Annotated in this window: 12 protein-coding genes; 9 read left to right on the forward strand and 3 right to left on the reverse strand. The window is 60.8% G+C overall.

Annotated features, from left to right (window positions below; translation table 11 throughout):
• Window positions 1-4: 4 nt before the first annotated feature.
• From treZ to CFBP1590_RS15000, 9 genes are all read left to right on the forward strand, one after another.
• Window positions 5-1,822, forward strand: a complete 1,818-nt coding sequence (gene treZ / locus CFBP1590_RS14960) for a malto-oligosyltrehalose trehalohydrolase (protein ID WP_088235395.1) — start codon at window positions 5-7, stop codon at window positions 1,820-1,822.
• Window positions 1,812-3,890: a 4-alpha-glucanotransferase gene (gene malQ, locus CFBP1590_RS14965; protein WP_088235396.1), complete on the forward strand. Its 2,079-nt coding sequence runs from the start codon at window positions 1,812-1,814 to the stop codon at window positions 3,888-3,890. The genes treZ and malQ overlap by 11 nt, the downstream gene beginning before the upstream one ends.
• Complete coding sequence (locus CFBP1590_RS14970) at window positions 3,887-6,670, forward strand: malto-oligosyltrehalose synthase (protein ID WP_088235397.1); 2,784 nt, start codon at window positions 3,887-3,889, stop codon at window positions 6,668-6,670. The genes malQ and CFBP1590_RS14970 overlap by 4 nt, the downstream gene beginning before the upstream one ends.
• 17 nt (window positions 6,671-6,687) lie before the next feature.
• On the forward strand, window positions 6,688-7,080 hold the full coding sequence (locus CFBP1590_RS14975) for a DUF2934 domain-containing protein (RefSeq protein WP_004879703.1): 393 nt from the start codon (window positions 6,688-6,690) through the stop codon (window positions 7,078-7,080).
• A gap of 157 nt (window positions 7,081-7,237) precedes the next feature.
• Window positions 7,238-9,421, forward strand: a complete 2,184-nt coding sequence (gene glgX / locus CFBP1590_RS14980) for a glycogen debranching protein GlgX (RefSeq protein WP_029244564.1) — start codon at window positions 7,238-7,240, stop codon at window positions 9,419-9,421.
• Window positions 9,418-10,455: an acyl-CoA dehydrogenase family protein gene (locus CFBP1590_RS14985; RefSeq protein WP_088235398.1), complete on the forward strand. Its 1,038-nt coding sequence runs from the start codon at window positions 9,418-9,420 to the stop codon at window positions 10,453-10,455. The genes glgX and CFBP1590_RS14985 overlap by 4 nt, the downstream gene beginning before the upstream one ends.
• A complete protein-coding gene (locus tag CFBP1590_RS14990; protein WP_088235399.1) occupies window positions 10,448-11,221 on the forward strand; it encodes a PIG-L deacetylase family protein in 774 nt (257 codons plus the stop codon). The genes CFBP1590_RS14985 and CFBP1590_RS14990 overlap by 8 nt, the downstream gene beginning before the upstream one ends.
• The gene (locus CFBP1590_RS14995) at window positions 11,218-11,841 is read left to right on the forward strand and encodes an SAM-dependent methyltransferase (protein WP_088235400.1); all 624 of its coding nucleotides are present in this window, start codon (window positions 11,218-11,220) and stop codon (window positions 11,839-11,841) included. The genes CFBP1590_RS14990 and CFBP1590_RS14995 overlap by 4 nt, the downstream gene beginning before the upstream one ends.
• The gene (locus CFBP1590_RS15000; protein ID WP_029244560.1) at window positions 11,813-12,466 is read left to right on the forward strand and encodes a glycosyltransferase family 2 protein; all 654 of its coding nucleotides are present in this window, start codon (window positions 11,813-11,815) and stop codon (window positions 12,464-12,466) included. Before CFBP1590_RS14995 ends, CFBP1590_RS15000 begins: the two co-directional genes overlap by 29 nt.
• 33 nt (window positions 12,467-12,499) lie before the next feature.
• Here CFBP1590_RS15000 and CFBP1590_RS15005 read toward each other — a convergent pair whose 3' ends face one another.
• From CFBP1590_RS15005 to CFBP1590_RS15015, 3 genes are all read right to left on the reverse strand, one after another.
• Entirely contained in the window at window positions 12,500-13,570 is a 1,071-nt protein-coding gene (locus tag CFBP1590_RS15005; protein WP_088235401.1) for an alpha/beta hydrolase family protein, read from the reverse strand.
• 338 nt (window positions 13,571-13,908) lie between these two features.
• The gene (locus tag CFBP1590_RS15010) at window positions 13,909-14,517 is read right to left on the reverse strand and encodes an FMN-dependent NADH-azoreductase (RefSeq protein ID WP_004879717.1); all 609 of its coding nucleotides are present in this window, start codon (window positions 14,515-14,517) and stop codon (window positions 13,909-13,911) included.
• Between the two features lie 72 nt (window positions 14,518-14,589).
• A complete protein-coding gene (locus tag CFBP1590_RS15015; RefSeq protein WP_029244558.1) occupies window positions 14,590-15,549 on the reverse strand; it encodes a LysR substrate-binding domain-containing protein in 960 nt (319 codons plus the stop codon).
• Window positions 15,550-15,585 lie beyond the last annotated feature (36 nt).

The raw sequence follows: 15,585 nt of genomic DNA on the forward strand, positions 1-15,585 counted from the left end.
ATGGATGCCTCTGCGCACAGAAAACAGCTGGCGCCACGGCGCCGTTTTGGTAAATCCCGAACTCACCCGGTTTGCCCTCTGGGCACCGGATGCCCACGAGGTCACGCTTGAACTGGAGGATGGTCAGTCACTGGCCATGACCTCTGAGCCTGAAGGCTGGTTTGCTCTGGAGGCCCGCTGCAAGGCGGGCACCCGGTACCAGTTCAACATCAACGGGGAGCTCAAGGTCCCCGACCCCGCTTCCCGCGCTCAGGCTGACGACGTTCACTCACACAGTGTTGTCGTCGACCCGCTTGCTTACCAGTGGAAAAACACCGACTGGAATGGCCGCCCCTGGCACGAAGCAGTCATTTATGAACTGCACGTTGGAGCATTGGGAGGCTATGCAGGCGTTGAAAAACACCTGCAACACCTGGCCGACCTTGGTGTGACCGCCATCGAACTGATGCCTCTGGCGCAATTTCCCGGCGACCGCAACTGGGGCTACGACGGCGTGCTGCCGTATGCGCCGCAGTCCTCCTACGGCACGCCCGAGCAGCTCAAGCACCTGATCGACACGGCGCACGGGCACGGTCTGGCGGTCATTCTGGACGTCGTCTACAACCACTTCGGGCCGGATGGCAATTATCTGGGCAGTTACGCCAAGGAATTTTTCCGCAGCGACCTGCACACGCCATGGGGCGACGCCATCGACTTCCGACGTCCGCAAGTACGTGACTACTTCGTCGACAACGCACTGATGTGGCTGCTCGAATACCGTTTTGACGGTCTGCGCATGGACGCTGTGCACGCGATCCGCGACGAAACGTTCCTGCCCGAATTCGCCGAACGTGTACGTGAACAGATCGAACCAGGTCGACACGTGTGGCTGAATCTGGAAAACGAATTCAGCCAGGCCAGCCTGCTCGCCGACAAGGGTTTTGACGCCCAATGGGATGACGATGGGCATAACACGCTGCATGTGCTGCTGACCGGCGAAACCGACGCCTACTACTCGGATTTTGCACAGGAGCCGACACAGAAGCTGGCCCGCCTGTTGAGCGAGGGCTTCGTGTATCAGGGCGAACAGACCCGACACGGCCACACACGCGGCGAGCCCAGCGGCCATCTGCCGCCCAGCGCATTTGTGTTGTTCCTGCAGAACCATGACCAGATCGGTAACCGCGCGCTCGGCGAGCGCCTGCCGCAACTCTGCCCCGCTCCTGCACTCAGGGCGGCCACCGCTCTGTTGCTGCTGTCGCCGATGATTCCGCTGATGTTCATGGGTGATGAATGGGCGGCCAGCGAGCCGTTTCTGTTCTTCACCAGTCATCATGGTGAACTGGCGGATCTGGTGCGCGAAGGTCGACGCAATGAATTTGCCGATTTTGCCGCATTCGCCGATCCAGAGCGTCGCGAACACATTCCCGATCCTAATGATCCGAAAACCTTCGAAGCCTCGCGCCCAGCTTTTGCAGCGCTGGACCTGGAAACGGACGCAGGACTGGATCATCGCAACTGGCTGGCGCTCTATAAACAATTGCTGGCCTTGCGTAAGGAAGAAATCATTCCACGCCTGCCCGGTGCCAGAGCGACAGGCACTAGGATTCTGGCGGATCATGCCGTCAGCGCGTCTTGGCGCATGGGCGACGGCAGTGTGCTGCGCATCGACCTGAACCTGAGCGAGAAAGCTGTCAACGCTTCGCAACAGAAAGGTGCGAGAGTGATTTTCTCCACGCAGCCAAAATCGTCCGAACTTTCACATCAAGGCATCCTCAATCCTTACACGGCGATTGTCAGCCTGACAGGCCGTGATGTTCTGGAGGAACAGGATGAGCAATGAGCAATTGGAAAGGCTTGCCACCGAAGCAGGCCTGTCGGTGCACTGGGTCGATGCCAACGCTCGTCCACAGACTGTCAGCCACGATGTGTTGCGCAAGGTTCTCGAAGCGCTGGGCTATCCGGCCGATGGCAGCGAAGCCATCGATGCCAGCCTGCAGCGCTTGCAGGCTGCCCGCGAGGGCGCCGGCGCACCGCCGCTTTTGACTGTCGATCAAGACTGCAAGCTGGACCTGTCCGCCTGGTTCAAGCCCGAGACGCCCTTTACTCTGCATCTGGAAGACGGCTCGTCACTGGACGCCAGACTGACTGCCAACGCCGAGCTGCCCGCCCTCGCGCCGCCGGGTTATCAGCAACTGGACATAGAGGGGCAACACCTGACCATCGCCGTCGCGCCCAAGACCTGTTTCAGCATGTCCATGGCCACCGACACACGCAAGCCTCGTGCATGGGGCCTCACGGCCCAGCTGTACGGATTGCGGCGCGAAGGTGATGGCGGTTTCGGTGATACACAGGCACTGGAATCGCTGGTCCGCTCAGCGGGCGAACGTGGCGCCGATGCGCTGGCGATCAGTCCGATTCATGCCATGTTCGCCAGCGATCCGCATCGCTACAGCCCTTACTCGCCTTCCAGCCGACTGTTTCTCAACAGCCTTTACGCCTCGCCGGGTGCCATTCTGGGCGAACGGGCCTGGCGTCAGGCAATCGAAGACGCCGGCGTTGCCGATGAGCTGAAACGCCTTGAGGCCCTGCCGCTGATCGACTGGCCCTCTGCTGCTGCCGCCAAGTGGAAAGCGTTGCACGCCTTGTACGAAGCATTCAGCGCCGGTTCGCACCCTCTGCACGAAGACTTCAACAGCTTCCGCCACAGTGGTGGTGAAGCGCTGGAAAACCATTGCCGATTCGAAGCCTTGCGCGCCGAATGTCCGGGCATGGGCATCAGTGACAACTGGCACGAGTGGCCCGATGAGCTGAAAGATCCCCGCAACCCGGCAGTGTCGGCATTCGCAGCTGAACATGGCCCGCAGATCAGTTTTCATGCCTTTACCCAGTGGCTCATTGCTCGCGGTCTTGAGCGTGCCCAGGTCGCTGCACGCAGCAGTGGCATGCGCGTCGGCCTGATCGCCGATCTGGCCGTCGGTGCCGATGGCGGCGGCAGCCAGGCCTGGAGCCGTCAGGACGAACTGTTGTCGGCCCTGACCGTTGGCGCTCCGCCGGACATCCTGAATCGCGCCGGCCAAAGCTGGGGCATCTCGGCGTTTTCTCCCGACGGCCTGAAGCGCAATGGTTTCCGCGCTTTCATTGAAATGCTGCGCGCCAATTTTGCCCATGCAGGCGGTCTGCGCATCGACCATGTGATGGGCCTGCAACGCCTCTGGGTGATACCGTTGGGCTCGCCACCCAGCGAAGGCGCTTACCTGAATTTTCCGCTGGACGACATGCTGCGCCTGCTGAGCCTGGAGTCGCTGCGTCATGAGGCGATCGTGCTTGGCGAGGACCTCGGCACGGTGCCCGAGGGCCTCAGTGAAAAACTCAGCGCCCGTGAGATGCTGGGCATGCGCGTGCTGTTGTTCGAACAGAACAACGGTTCTTTCAAACCGATTCTGGACTGGTCCGATGAGGCGCTGGCTACCACCAGCACCCACGACCTGCCGACGCTGGCTGGCTGGCTCAGCGAACTGGACATCGAATGGAATGCGCGACTGGGTCATGTGGACGCGCAAAGCGAGCAGCACTGGCGCGAAGAGCGTGCGCGTGAGTACAACGCGTTGCGTCGGGCCTTGAGCCAGAGCAATGACGGCTTCGATGAACACACTGAAGACCCGGTGCAGATCATCGATGCCAGCATCCGCTACCTGGGCCACACCCGTGCGCCGCTGGTGCTGCTGCCCATCGAAGACGCGCTGGGCGTTCAGGAGCAGGCCAACCTGCCCGGCACCATCGACAGCCACCCTAACTGGCGCAGACGCCTACCCGGCGATGCCGCCTCACTCCTTGATAATGAAGATGCTGCTCGACGACTGGAATTGCTGTCCCAATCCCGGCTGCAAGCTGCGGAGCGTGACCAATGAACCGTCCTTTACAACCGTTGAGAGCCACACAGCGTCTGCAGTTTCACAAAGACTTTACCCTGGATGATGCGGTGCCACTGGTACCGTACTTTGCCAGTCTGGGCATCAGCCACCTCTATGCGTCGCCGATTCTCAAGGCGCGCGCAGGCTCCATGCACGGCTACGACGTGGTGGATCCGACCATCATCAATCCCGAGCTGGGCGGCGAGCCCGCCCTGCTCCGTCTGGTGGCGGCCCTGCGTGAGCATGGGATGGGCATGATCCTGGACATCGTTTCCAACCACATGGCAGTGGGCGGTGCAGACAACCCGTGGTGGCTCGATCTGCTTGAGTGGGGACGTCGCAGTCCATACGCCGACTTCTTCGACATCCAGTGGAATTCACCGGATCCGTTGCTCGCCGGTCAGCTGCTTCTGCCGTTTCTGAGCAGCGATTACGGCACGGTGCTGCAGGCAGGCGAAATTCCGCTGCGCTTCGATGCACAGCGCGGTGCCTTTCATATCGAGCACTATCAGCACCACTTTCCGATCTGTCCTACCACTTACGACTCGCTGTTACAGCACGCTGACCACCCGAAACTGAAAGAACTGGGTGAGCGTTTCGCAGCGCTGAATCAGTATCCGCAAGCGTACGAACGAGCACGTCAGGCCAAGGCAGAGCTCGCCGAACTGGCGAACGATCCGCAGGTGCTCAAAGCCATCGAACAAGTCATTGCCCGATTCGACTCCAGTCAGCCTGAAGGTTTTGATCGTCTTCATCAGTTGCTGGAGCGTCAGTACTATCGTCTGGCGAGCTGGCGCACCGCCGGTGACGACATCAACTGGCGGCGTTTCTTCGACATCAACGAGCTGGGCGGCTTGCGCGTCGAGCGTCCGAATGTCTTCGAGGCCACCCACGGCAAGATCTTCCAACTGATCGCCGACGGCCTCATCGACGGCCTGCGTATCGACCACATCGATGGCCTGGCAAACCCACGCGGTTACGGACGCAAGCTACATCGTCGCGTCCAGGGTCTGTTGAGCCAGCGACCGGCCGAAGCCAGACTGAATCATCTGCCGATTTTCGTTGAAAAGATTCTCGGCCCTGATGAACCCCTGCGCGAAGACTGGAGCGTGGACGGCACGACCGGCTACGAATTCATGAACCAGGTGTCGCTGCTGCAACACGACCCCAAGGGTGAAGCCCCACTGGGCGCGCTGTGGAGCCGCCTGAGTGAACGTACTGCCAACTTCGATGAGGAAGTGCTGGTAGCGCGTGATCTGGTGCTGCATGGCACGCTGGCGGGCGATTTCGAAAACGTTGCGCAGTCGCTGCTGCAGGTGGCGCGCAGCGACCTGATGAGCCGTGACCTGACGCTGGGGGCGATTCGACGCGCACTGCTGGCTCTAATCGTGAACTTCCCGGTGTACCGCACCTACATCACCGTCTGCGGGCGTTCGGCAGAAGACGAGCGATTCTTCCAGCAGGCCATGGAAGGTGCACGCTCGACACTCAATGAAGGTGACTGGCCTGTGCTGGATTATCTCGCGCGCTGGCTGGGCGGCGAGCCGTGGAGAAAGCTGCCGCGTGGCCACCTGCGCAAGCTGTACAAGAACGCGTGCGTGCGCTTCCAGCAGTTGACCTCCCCTGTGGCGGCAAAATCGGTGGAAGACACCTCGTTCTATCGTTCTGCCGTACTGCTGTCGCGCAACGATGTAGGCTTCCATCCGCAACATTTCAGTGCGCCGGTTGAAGAGTTTCACAAGGCATGCATCCAGCGCATCGAGACATTCCCGGACAATCTGCTGGCCACTGCGACCCATGATCACAAGCGCGGCGAAGACACCCGTACACGTCTGGCGGTACTCAGCGAATGTGCTGACTGGTACGCCGAGCAGGTAGAGCGCTGGCGCCAGCTGGCAATGCCGCTCAAAGGTGAAGAGCCTGTGATCAGCGCGGGTGATGAGCTAATGCTCTATCAGGCGTTGCTGGGTAGTTGGCCGCTGGATCTGGAAGGCGAGCACGCTCACGAAGACTATGCAAAGCGCATGGTGCAATGGCAGGAAAAGGCCCTGCGTGAAGCCAAGCTGCAAAGCAGCTGGAGCGCGCCGAACCAGCCTTATGAAACGGCGTGCCGAGAGTTTCTGCAACGCATCCTGCTGGCCCCTGAAGCCCTCGCGCTGCGCCAGTCCCTGAGTGCCACCGCCAATCGCATTGCCACTGCCGGTGCGCTCAATAGTCTGGCGCAAACCTTGCTACGCTTGACGGTGCCCGGTGTGCCTGATCTGTATCAGGGCACCGAGTTCTGGGATTTCAGTCTGGTCGACCCGGACAACCGCAGGCCTGTGGACTACGCTGCTCGGCAACAGGCTCTGACAGAGAATGTCAACGCACCCGAGCTGTTGACTCATTGGCATGACGGCCGGATCAAACAGGCGCTGATTGCAGCGGCGCTCAACGTGCGTTCCGCGCATCCGACGCTGTTCAGCGAGGGGGAATACCTTCCTCTGGAAGTGAAAGGCAGTCATGCCGAAAGGGTACTGGCGTTCGCGCGGGTAACGGCGAACGAGCGTGCAATCGTGGTGGTGCCGCGCATAAGCAGTGAACTATTGGGCACTGCACAGGCTCCATTCATTAATCCTGCTCAATGGGGCGACACACGTATCAGCGTGCCGTTTGCAGATTCAGATCAGCAGTGGAAAGGCCTCTTTTCCGACGTCGTCGTGATGAGTGATGGGGAAATACCGCTCAGCGCAGCGCTAGAAGAATTTTCCGTCAATTTGCTTATTCAAACTATGTAATACCTGGGAGTGTCGAGATGAGTGCCGACGAAAAAAGAATCCGTGAATTTGCCTATCAGATCTGGGAGTCCGAAGGTAAGCCTTCCGGCCACGATGCACGCCATTGGGAAATGGCGCGCAAGCTGGCGGAAGCAGAGGCCCTGGCTCCGGACAAGAGCACTGCGCGCAAATCCAACAAGCCCAAACTGCCGGAAGTCGACAGCGCCAAGGCACCCGCTAAAGGCCCGGCCAAGCCGGTAGCCAAGGCAGTACCCGATGCCAAGCCTGCTGCCAAACCCGCAGCGTCCAAGCCGGCAGCGGCTCCCAAGCCAAAAGCCCCGGCCAAGCCTAAACCGGCTCCTGTGGCCGCTTCGGGTGACGCACCAGCCAAGCCTGCACCGAAGAAACCACGCAAGCCATCGAATACTTGAAACTCTTCTGTCTTCACACAAGTCCATTGTCGCAGGCTTCATCCGGTTCCCGGTGAGGCCTGCGGTAACTCCAAACTTTAACTTCAGTGTTGAAGCCCGCTCGGCTTCGATAACGGTTTCGGCCGCTTAGAAAATCATTCGACGTCAGGAAGGCACCATGAATACGAAGTCCACAACAGCGGCAGATGAAAGTTCGGCCACACCAGAAAACCCTGCCAGTACCCCGTCACGTATCCGTGAAGGACTTCCCTTCCCGCTCGGTGCCAGCTGGGATGGCCTGGGCGTCAACTTCGCGATCTTCTCGGCCAACGCCACCAAGGTTGAGCTGTGCCTGTTCGACGCCTCGGGCGAAGTGGAACTGGAACGCATCGAGCTTCCGGAATACACCGACGAGATCTACCACGGCTACCTGCCGGATGCTCACCCGGGCCTGATCTACGGCTACCGTGTATACGGACCGTACGACCCGCAGAATGGCCACCGCTTCAACCACAACAAGCTGCTGATCGACCCGTACGCCAAGCAACTGGTCGGCGAGCTGAAATGGTCGGAGGCCCTGTTCGGCTACACCATCGGCCACCCCGACGGCGACCTGAGCTTCGACGAGCGTGACAGCGCGCCTTTCGTGCCCAAGAGCAAAGTCATCGACCCGGCGTACACCTGGGGCCGTGACCAGCGCGTCGGAATCCCATGGGACAAGACCATCGTCTACGAGACCCACGTGCGCGGTTTCACCATGCGTCATCCATCGGTCCCGGAAGAGCTGCGCGGTACGTTCGCGGGCCTGGGATCAGCCGACGTGGTCGATCACATCCGCAAACTGGGCGTGACGTCGGTCGAGCTGCTGCCGATCCATGCGTTCGTCAATGACCAGCACTTGCTGCAAAAGGGCATGACCAACTACTGGGGCTATAACAGCATTGCGTTTTTCGCCCCTGATCCACGTTACCTGGCACACGGCAAGATCGCCGAGTTCAAGGAAATGGTTGCGCACATGCACCATGCCGGGCTCGAAGTGATTCTGGATGTGGTCTACAACCACACCGCCGAAGGCAACGAGCTGGGCCCTACCCTGTCCATGCGCGGTATCGACAACGCGTCGTACTATCGCCTGATGCCGGATGACAAGCGCTACTACATCAACGATTCCGGCACCGGCAACACGCTGGATCTTAGCCACCCGTGCGTCCTGCAGATGGTCACCGACTCCCTGCGCTACTGGGCTTCGGAAATGCATGTCGACGGCTTCCGCTTCGACCTGGCAACCATTCTGGGTCGCTACCACGATGGCTTCGACGAGCGTCACAGTTTCCTGGTTGCCTGCCGTCAGGATCCGGTCCTGCGTCAGGTCAAGCTGATTGCCGAGCCATGGGACTGTGGCCCCGGGGGTTATCAGGTCGGCGGCTTCCCGCCGGGCTGGATGGAATGGAACGACAAGTTCCGCGACACCGTACGCGCCTTCTGGAAAGGCGATGAAGGCCAATTGGCCGACTTCGCTGCACGCATGACAGCCTCCGGGAACATGTTCAACCAGCGCGGTCGTCGCCCTCAGGCGTCGGTGAACTTCATCACCGCGCATGACGGCTTCACGTTGCACGACCTCGTGTCGTACAACGACAAGCACAACGAGGCCAACGACGAAAACAACCAGGACGGCAGCAACAACAACCTGTCCTGGAACCATGGCGTCGAAGGTCCGACCGAAGACCCGGAAATCAACGCGCTGCGTCTGCGTCAGATGCGCAACTTCTTCGCCACGCTGCTGCTTGCTCAGGGCACGCCGATGATTGTCGCCGGTGACGAGTTTGCCCGTACCCAGCACGGCAACAACAACGCCTACTGCCAGGACAGCGAAATTGGCTGGGTGAACTGGGATCTGGATGGCGACGGCGAAGCACTGCTCAAGTTCGTCACCCGCGTGATCAAACTGCGTCAGAGCTACCCGATCCTGCGTCGTAGCCGCTTCCTGGTGGGCGATTACAACGAGGAAATCGGCGTCAAGGACGTGACCTGGCTTTCGCCGGACGGGAACGAGATGACTGTGGATCAATGGCACGACAGCAATGGCCGTTGCCTGGGCATGTTGATGGATGGCCGCGCACAGGAAACCGGTATTCGCCGTCCGGGCGCAGATGCCACGCTGTTGCTGGTGGTCAACGCGCACCATGATGGCGTCAACTTCACCCTGCCGGAAGTACCGGAAGGCACGCACTACACCTGCCTCATCGATACCAATCAGGACGACGCACGCAGCAAGGAGCAATTCAGTTTCGGCACTGAATACACCGTTACCCCTCGCTCGCTGTTGCTGTTCGAACTCAAGCGTGAAGATCAGCAATGACCCAAGCCTTGAGTGAGTTTCTCGACTGGCGCAGGCACGGCTATGCCGATACGCGTGCGCTGGGCGAGTGCTTGCAGGCAATGGTCAACGAAGGGCTCGACCGGATCCCCCAGCCTGCCAGCGGCCAGACGCTTGAGCGCTGGCAGGCACTGGCCTGCGTTGCAGGCCATGATCTGGGGTTATGCAAGTTGTACGAGGGGCACACGGACGCCATGGCAATCATGGCGGAACTGGGTGCCCCGCCCCCTGAACAATTCAGTACCTGGGGAATGTGGGCGGCCGAGCCGCCGCAAGCCCGGGTACTTCTCAGCGGCGAAGACGATTCGCTGCGACTCAATGGACGCAAGGCCTGGTGCTCGGGCGCTTCGGCGCTCAGCCATGCCCTGGTCACCGTATGGGACGACCATCAGCGTCAGCAACTGGTGGCAGTGCCGCTGGACCAGCCGGGCGTGACAATCGGCACCGACGGTTGGCGCGCCGTCGGCATGGGCGCGACCGGCAGTGTCGACGTGCTGTTCGAACAGGCCACCGGATACCTGGTCGGCACTCCCGGCGACTACCTGAACAGAGCAGGCTTCTGGCAAGGCGGCATTGGTATCGCGGCCTGCTGGTATGGCGCCTCTCGGTCCATCGCACAACGATTGCTGCAACAGCCAGGCAAGCGCGACGATCCCCATGCGCTGGCGCATCTGGGCGCAGTGGATACAGCGCTTCATGGTGCATCCAGCGTATTGCAGGCAGCGGCTGTCGAGATCGATAGCACGCCGCTTGGCGACGCTCAGTTACTTGCCAGGCGCTGTCGCGCAGTCGTCGAACAGTGCGCCGAGCAGGTCATTCAGCACGCAGGTCGTGCATTGGGTGCAGGCCCTTACTGCAAGGATGCGCACTTTGCTCGCCTGAGCGCCGATCTTCCGGTGTTCCTGCGCCAGAGCCATGCCGAACGGGACCTCGCCGCGCTTGGCGAACTGGTCCGTACTCATCTCCCGGCTGCCAGTACCTGGTCGCTGCTCAAACAGGCTGTCGATCATGGGTGAAGGTTTCGTTGTCAGTGAGGACGATTCGGGGCGCGGCACGCCGCTGGAAGCCTGGAACGCCTCGAAGAAACTGGGTGCGCTGGCGGCAATCACGGCTGACCTGCTGGTGCCGCCCAACTGCAGGGCGGTCATCATTGCGCCCCACCCTGACGATGAAGTGCTGGGCTGCGGCGGCCTGATGCGGCAACTGGCGCAACTGGAGCGCACGCTGCTGCTGATTTCGGTGACTGACGGCACCGCGAGCCACCCTGGCTCGCCGTTATGGCCTGTGCAGCGTCTGAGCGCGATCCGGCCACAGGAAAGCGCCGAGGCGCTCGAGCGTCTGGAGATCCCACAGGACCGACTGGAGTGGATTCGTGGCGGGTTTCAGGACGGCGACGTCGCCAGCGATGAGGACCGTCTGGTGGCGCTTCTCGAACAGCACCTTTGCCCCACCGATGTGGTATTCGCCACATGGTCGAAAGACGGGCACGGGGATCATGAGGCGGTTGGCCGCGCCGCCGCACGTGCCTGTATGACCACTGGCGCGCAGCTGCATGAAATCCCGATCTGGGCCTGGCATTGGGCCGACCCGGAAGACGAACGTCTGCCGTGGGATCGGGCGCGCAAGGTGCTGCTGGACCCGCAAACCATCGCTCGCAAGCATGACGCTGCCCATGCCTTTGCCAGCCAGTTGCAGGGCGACCCCGGCATCGGTTTGTTGCCGGTATTGCCGAACAGCGTATTGGAGCGTTTGCTGCAACCTTTTGAAGTGGTTTTCACATGAGCGTGGCCGATAGCTATTTCGACGAGCTTTTTCGCAACGACAGCGATCCGTGGGCGTTCAAGCAGCGCTGGTACGAGCGACGCAAGCGGGCGCTTTGCCTGGCTGCGCTGCCCAACGAACACTACGCCGCTGTCTTTGAACCCGGTTGTGCCAATGGCGAACTCAGCGCCGGGCTGGCCACACGCTGCGATGCGCTATTGTGCTGTGATACCTCGCAGCGCGCGGTCGAGCTGGCTCGCGAGCGACTGATCGACGTCCCCCACGCTCGCGTGGTGCAGGCGCGCCTGCCGCAGCAATGGCCGGAAGGCCGGTTCGACCTGATTGTGCTCAGCGAACTGGGGTATTACCTGGACCTGGAAGACTTGCACCGCTGGATCGACTGCGCGCTGGAAGCGCTCACGCCGGACGGCCAGATCCTCGCCTGCCACTGGCGGCCTGACATCGACGATTGTCCATTGAACGCACAGCGCGTCCACGACGTGTTGAACGAGCGGCTCTCGATGCACCGACTTTTCAGTCATCACGAACAGGATTTCCTGCTGGATCTCTGGAGTCGCGATGACACATCTGTAGCAAGAAGGGAATTTGCGGATGATCGGCGTTCTGATTCCGGTACATAACGAAGAGCGGTTGCTGGACCAGTGCCTGGAAACGGTCCTGATGGCTGCGGCGCACCCGAGCCTGAACGGCGAACAGGTCGAGGTGTTGGTAGTGCTCGACAGCTGCACTGATCAATCGGCAGAGATCGCCCGTTTCTATGGCGTCATGACCCTCGACATCCAGGCGCGCAACGTCGGCCAGGCCCGCGCGCAGGGTGCCGCCTTTCTGCTCGACAGAGGTGCCCGCTGGCTGGCTTGTACCGATGGCGACAGCAGCGTGGCCTGTGACTGGCTCGCCGAACAGCTGGCACTGGATGCAGACGCGGTCTGTGGCACAGTGACGCCCGGCTCTTGGGATCAGGGAGTTTCTGTTGCGGCACAGACCGCTTACAACGCGCACTACCAGCACCGCGACGGGCATCGCCACATCCACGGCGCCAACCTCGGCGTCAGTTCGATGGCCTACCTGCGTGCAGGTGGATTCCCCGCACTGGCGTGCCACGAAGACGTGCATCTGGTTCGCCAGCTGGAACTCTGTGGTGCACGCATCGCCTGGAGTTGCCGCCCGAGAGTTACCACCAGCACCCGGCTGGACTCCAAGGCGCGAGGCGGATTCGGGGATTACCTGCGGTCATTGAATCCCTGACGCATCTCTGTCTTGCGTTGAGCAAAACGAAACCTATTGGTGATTCGCCGTCTGCATCCCGGAATTGTCTGAATCTGACGCGCCCAGCGTGCTGGTGAAGAACCTGACCGCTTCGGCGCTCAGGGTGCGGTGGATGTCTGCCCGGTCAACGCCTTCGCGATCGTTGCAGACCATAGGCATGGTTGCCCGCTGGTCATCGGTGCAGGGTGCCATGAACACGAAGTGCCCTGCCCCAGCGAGCAGCTTGTAATCCGGCGCCTGCGGCAACTTGCGCGCCAGCGCTTCAGCGTTCTTGTCCAGCGCCAGCAACTGGTCATCGTCCCCTGCATACATCAGCACCGGAACATGCACATCACCCAGCGTCTGCCTGCCAAACATCAGACTGAGCGGTGCCATCAACATCAATGCACCTACCCTTCGATCAGCCTGCGGATGCAGGTCTTCACGGTCTGCCACCAGTTGACCCTGGGTCTTGCAGGCGTCGCGGTCTGTAGGTCGTTCTGTGCAGTATTGTTGCAGGCGTTTCAGGTCCGGCTGCGCACCTGCCAGGATGAGTGCGGTTTCACCGCCAGCCGAATAACCGATCACACCCACCTGACGTGCGCTGAGATAAGGCGCAAGCATGGGGTCCGTCAGCGCGGCGCTGATGGCCTCTGAAATCTGCAGAGGTCTGCCGTAAAGATTGCTCAGGCTGCCGAGACGGCTGTGGTCTCGGTAGTTATCGCCGGGATGGACAACCGCCACGACAACGAAGCCCTGACGAGCAAGCGAGGTCGCCAGATCGTGCAACGCCAGCGGCGTGCCGGTGTTGCCATGAGAAAGCATCAGTAGCGGGAACCGCCCCAGAGCAATGGCTGCGTCTTCACCGGCCTCCACTCGATAACCCTGCACGTTACTGACTTGCTCTGGATCGGTGGACGGATAGAAAGCAATGGCCTGCATCGGCTGTGAATCCAGCGGATCGATAAAACTCAGCTCGTGAAAGCCCGCGCTCCATTCGCTGTCTGGCAGCACATTATCGGTGACGAAGTCGTCAGCCTGAACGTGCACCGAAATCAGGCTATCCAGCAGACAAATCAGCATCACTGCACAAAGACGTACCATGGCAAGGCCCAACCTTTGTAAGTCCCGGCAGGTGCCGGACAGTCCATTCATGCGCTTGTGTCGAGCTTCATGCTCCAGCGCCCCGCTCTTACATAAAATGAGAGTGCTTATTACAGAAATAGTGCATAAGCCGGGCCATCTATCTTCGCTGTTTTTTGCAACTGCCAACCACTGCGCAAAAATCGGCCCGATGCAGCGTTCAGGCGTGCAGTGTACTGCCGCGTACGTCGCGTTACCTGTAAGAAAGCTGTCAATTGTTCACTGAACGGCGGGCATTAAAAAACTCCAGAGCCCTGCGCAACGTGCGGGCTGTGGAGTTTGATCGGAACAGGACGCTGTCAGGCCGCGAACAGCTTCTGCTCGATGTGCTGCTGCGCAGCGGTCAGCGCATTGGCGCGTGGCTCTTCACCGTACGCAAGGCCTTCAGCGCGAACGAATTGCAGGTCGGTCACGCCGATAAACGCGAACATCAGTTTGAGGTAATCCTCGTGACCCACGCTGCTCGGCTGCCCGGCGTGTATTCCGCCGGAAGTCGAAACAATGATGACCTTCTTGTCGCCGCACAGACCCTCAGGACCGGCTTCGGTGTAACGGAAGGTTCTGCCTGCCACCGCGATACGATCGATCCAGGCCTTCAGCTGGGTCGGAATGGTGAAGTTGTACATCGGTGCGCCGATGACAACCACGTCCGAATCCAGAAACTGCTGCAGGGTCGCTTCGTTGGTTGCCACTTCCTGCTGCTGGGCTGCGTCACGGCCTTCGACCGGAGTACCTGCGGCGGCGAGGGTCGCTGGCGAGAAGTGGCCCAGCGCTTCGCTGGCCAGGTCGCGATAGGTGACGGCGCTGTCAGTGTGTGCGGCCTTGTAGGCCTCGACTACGCTGCGGCTGAGCTGGCGCGAAGCGGAGTGGTCACCAAGAATGCTGGAATCGATGTGCAGAATGTTCATAAGGGCTTCCCGAGTCATATCGTCATTGGGCGATCAAGTGGGGAGCATCCTATCGCTGTTCGTAATGCGTGATTAGTCGCCCTGAATGTGATTGTTCGTTCTACTTATAGAACTATAGAGGGACTCGGGGTTATGAGTCAGTTCCTTGAACGAGGTCTCGAACGCATCCAGCATCGCCCGGATGGCCGGGAGCAGCCCGCGCCGGGACGCAAACGCCGCATGGATCACGCCACACTTGGGCCGATGGGCGTCGAACAGTTCAACGAGGCGCCCCTGTTGAAGAGCACTGCGAACCAGAATTTCGGGCAGTTGCGCCACGCCGACACCCTGCAGGGCACCTTGTAGAATGGCATCCAGGTCCGAGCAGACCAGCCGTGGCGAGTGACGCACTTCCACATACTGCCCCGCTCCGTTTTCCAGCAACCAGCGGTGATTCGGGGTGGCCGAGGTCAGGTCCAGCGTGGGCAGGCTTGCCAGGTCCTCGAACGAGGCATCAACGCCAATCTGCGCTGCCAGATCCGGGTGAGCCACCAGTCGCTGGGCGCTGTAGCCCAGCGTCTTGACCACCAGCCCTTCGTCTTCCAGTGGCGGAAAGCGCACGCGCAGGGCGATGTCGATGTTCTCGGACAGCGGATCGACCCGGCGATTGGTGCTCTCGATATACACCTGCACCTTGGGATGCGCAGCCATGAATCGGGCTACGGTTTCATTGATGCCCATCGCCCCCATGGCGGGCGGACAGCTGAGAGAGATTCGGCCCTGAGGTTCGGATCTGGAACGCTGAATGGCTTCTTCCGCCGCCTCGGCCTCGACCAGCATCGCGACGCAATGCCCGTAGTAGTCTCGCCCGCTTTCGGTCACGGCGAACTTGCGCGTGGAGCGCTGGATCAGCCTGACGCCCAGCCGTTCTTCAAGCCCTGCGATGCGGCGGCTGAGCTTGGACTTGGGAATGCCCAGTTTGCGCCCCGCAGGCGCAAATCCCCGGCACTCGACTACCTGGACGAAATAAAACAGATCATTGAGATCGAACACCGGCCACCTCGCACGCTCAGAGGGCGCGAGTATCAG

Source organism: Pseudomonas viridiflava (assembly GCF_900184295.1).
Classification (GTDB): Bacteria; Pseudomonadota; Gammaproteobacteria; order Pseudomonadales; family Pseudomonadaceae; genus Aquipseudomonas; species Aquipseudomonas viridiflava.

What these genes read in the sequence shown, in the direction of transcription:
- treZ (WP_088235395.1), top strand. Translation starts at nt 5, where the DNA reads ATGCCTCTGCGCACAGAAAACAGCTGGCGCCACGGCGCCGTTTTGGTA.
- CFBP1590_RS15000 (WP_029244560.1), top strand. Translation starts at nt 11,813, where the DNA reads ATGATCGGCGTTCTGATTCCGGTACATAACGAAGAGCGGTTGCTGGAC.
- CFBP1590_RS14985 (WP_088235398.1), top strand. Translation starts at nt 9,418, where the DNA reads ATGACCCAAGCCTTGAGTGAGTTTCTCGACTGGCGCAGGCACGGCTAT.
- CFBP1590_RS14970 (WP_088235397.1), top strand. Translation starts at nt 3,887, where the DNA reads ATGAACCGTCCTTTACAACCGTTGAGAGCCACACAGCGTCTGCAGTTT.
- malQ (WP_088235396.1), top strand. Translation starts at nt 1,812, where the DNA reads ATGAGCAATGAGCAATTGGAAAGGCTTGCCACCGAAGCAGGCCTGTCG.
- CFBP1590_RS14995 (WP_088235400.1), top strand. Translation starts at nt 11,218, where the DNA reads ATGAGCGTGGCCGATAGCTATTTCGACGAGCTTTTTCGCAACGACAGC.
- CFBP1590_RS14975 (WP_004879703.1), top strand. Translation starts at nt 6,688, where the DNA reads ATGAGTGCCGACGAAAAAAGAATCCGTGAATTTGCCTATCAGATCTGG.
- CFBP1590_RS15005 (WP_088235401.1), bottom strand. Translation starts at nt 13,570, where the DNA reads ATGGTACGTCTTTGTGCAGTGATGCTGATTTGTCTGCTGGATAGCCTG.
- glgX (WP_029244564.1), top strand. Translation starts at nt 7,238, where the DNA reads ATGAATACGAAGTCCACAACAGCGGCAGATGAAAGTTCGGCCACACCA.
- CFBP1590_RS15010 (WP_004879717.1), bottom strand. Translation starts at nt 14,517, where the DNA reads ATGAACATTCTGCACATCGATTCCAGCATTCTTGGTGACCACTCCGCT.
- CFBP1590_RS14990 (WP_088235399.1), top strand. Translation starts at nt 10,448, where the DNA reads ATGGGTGAAGGTTTCGTTGTCAGTGAGGACGATTCGGGGCGCGGCACG.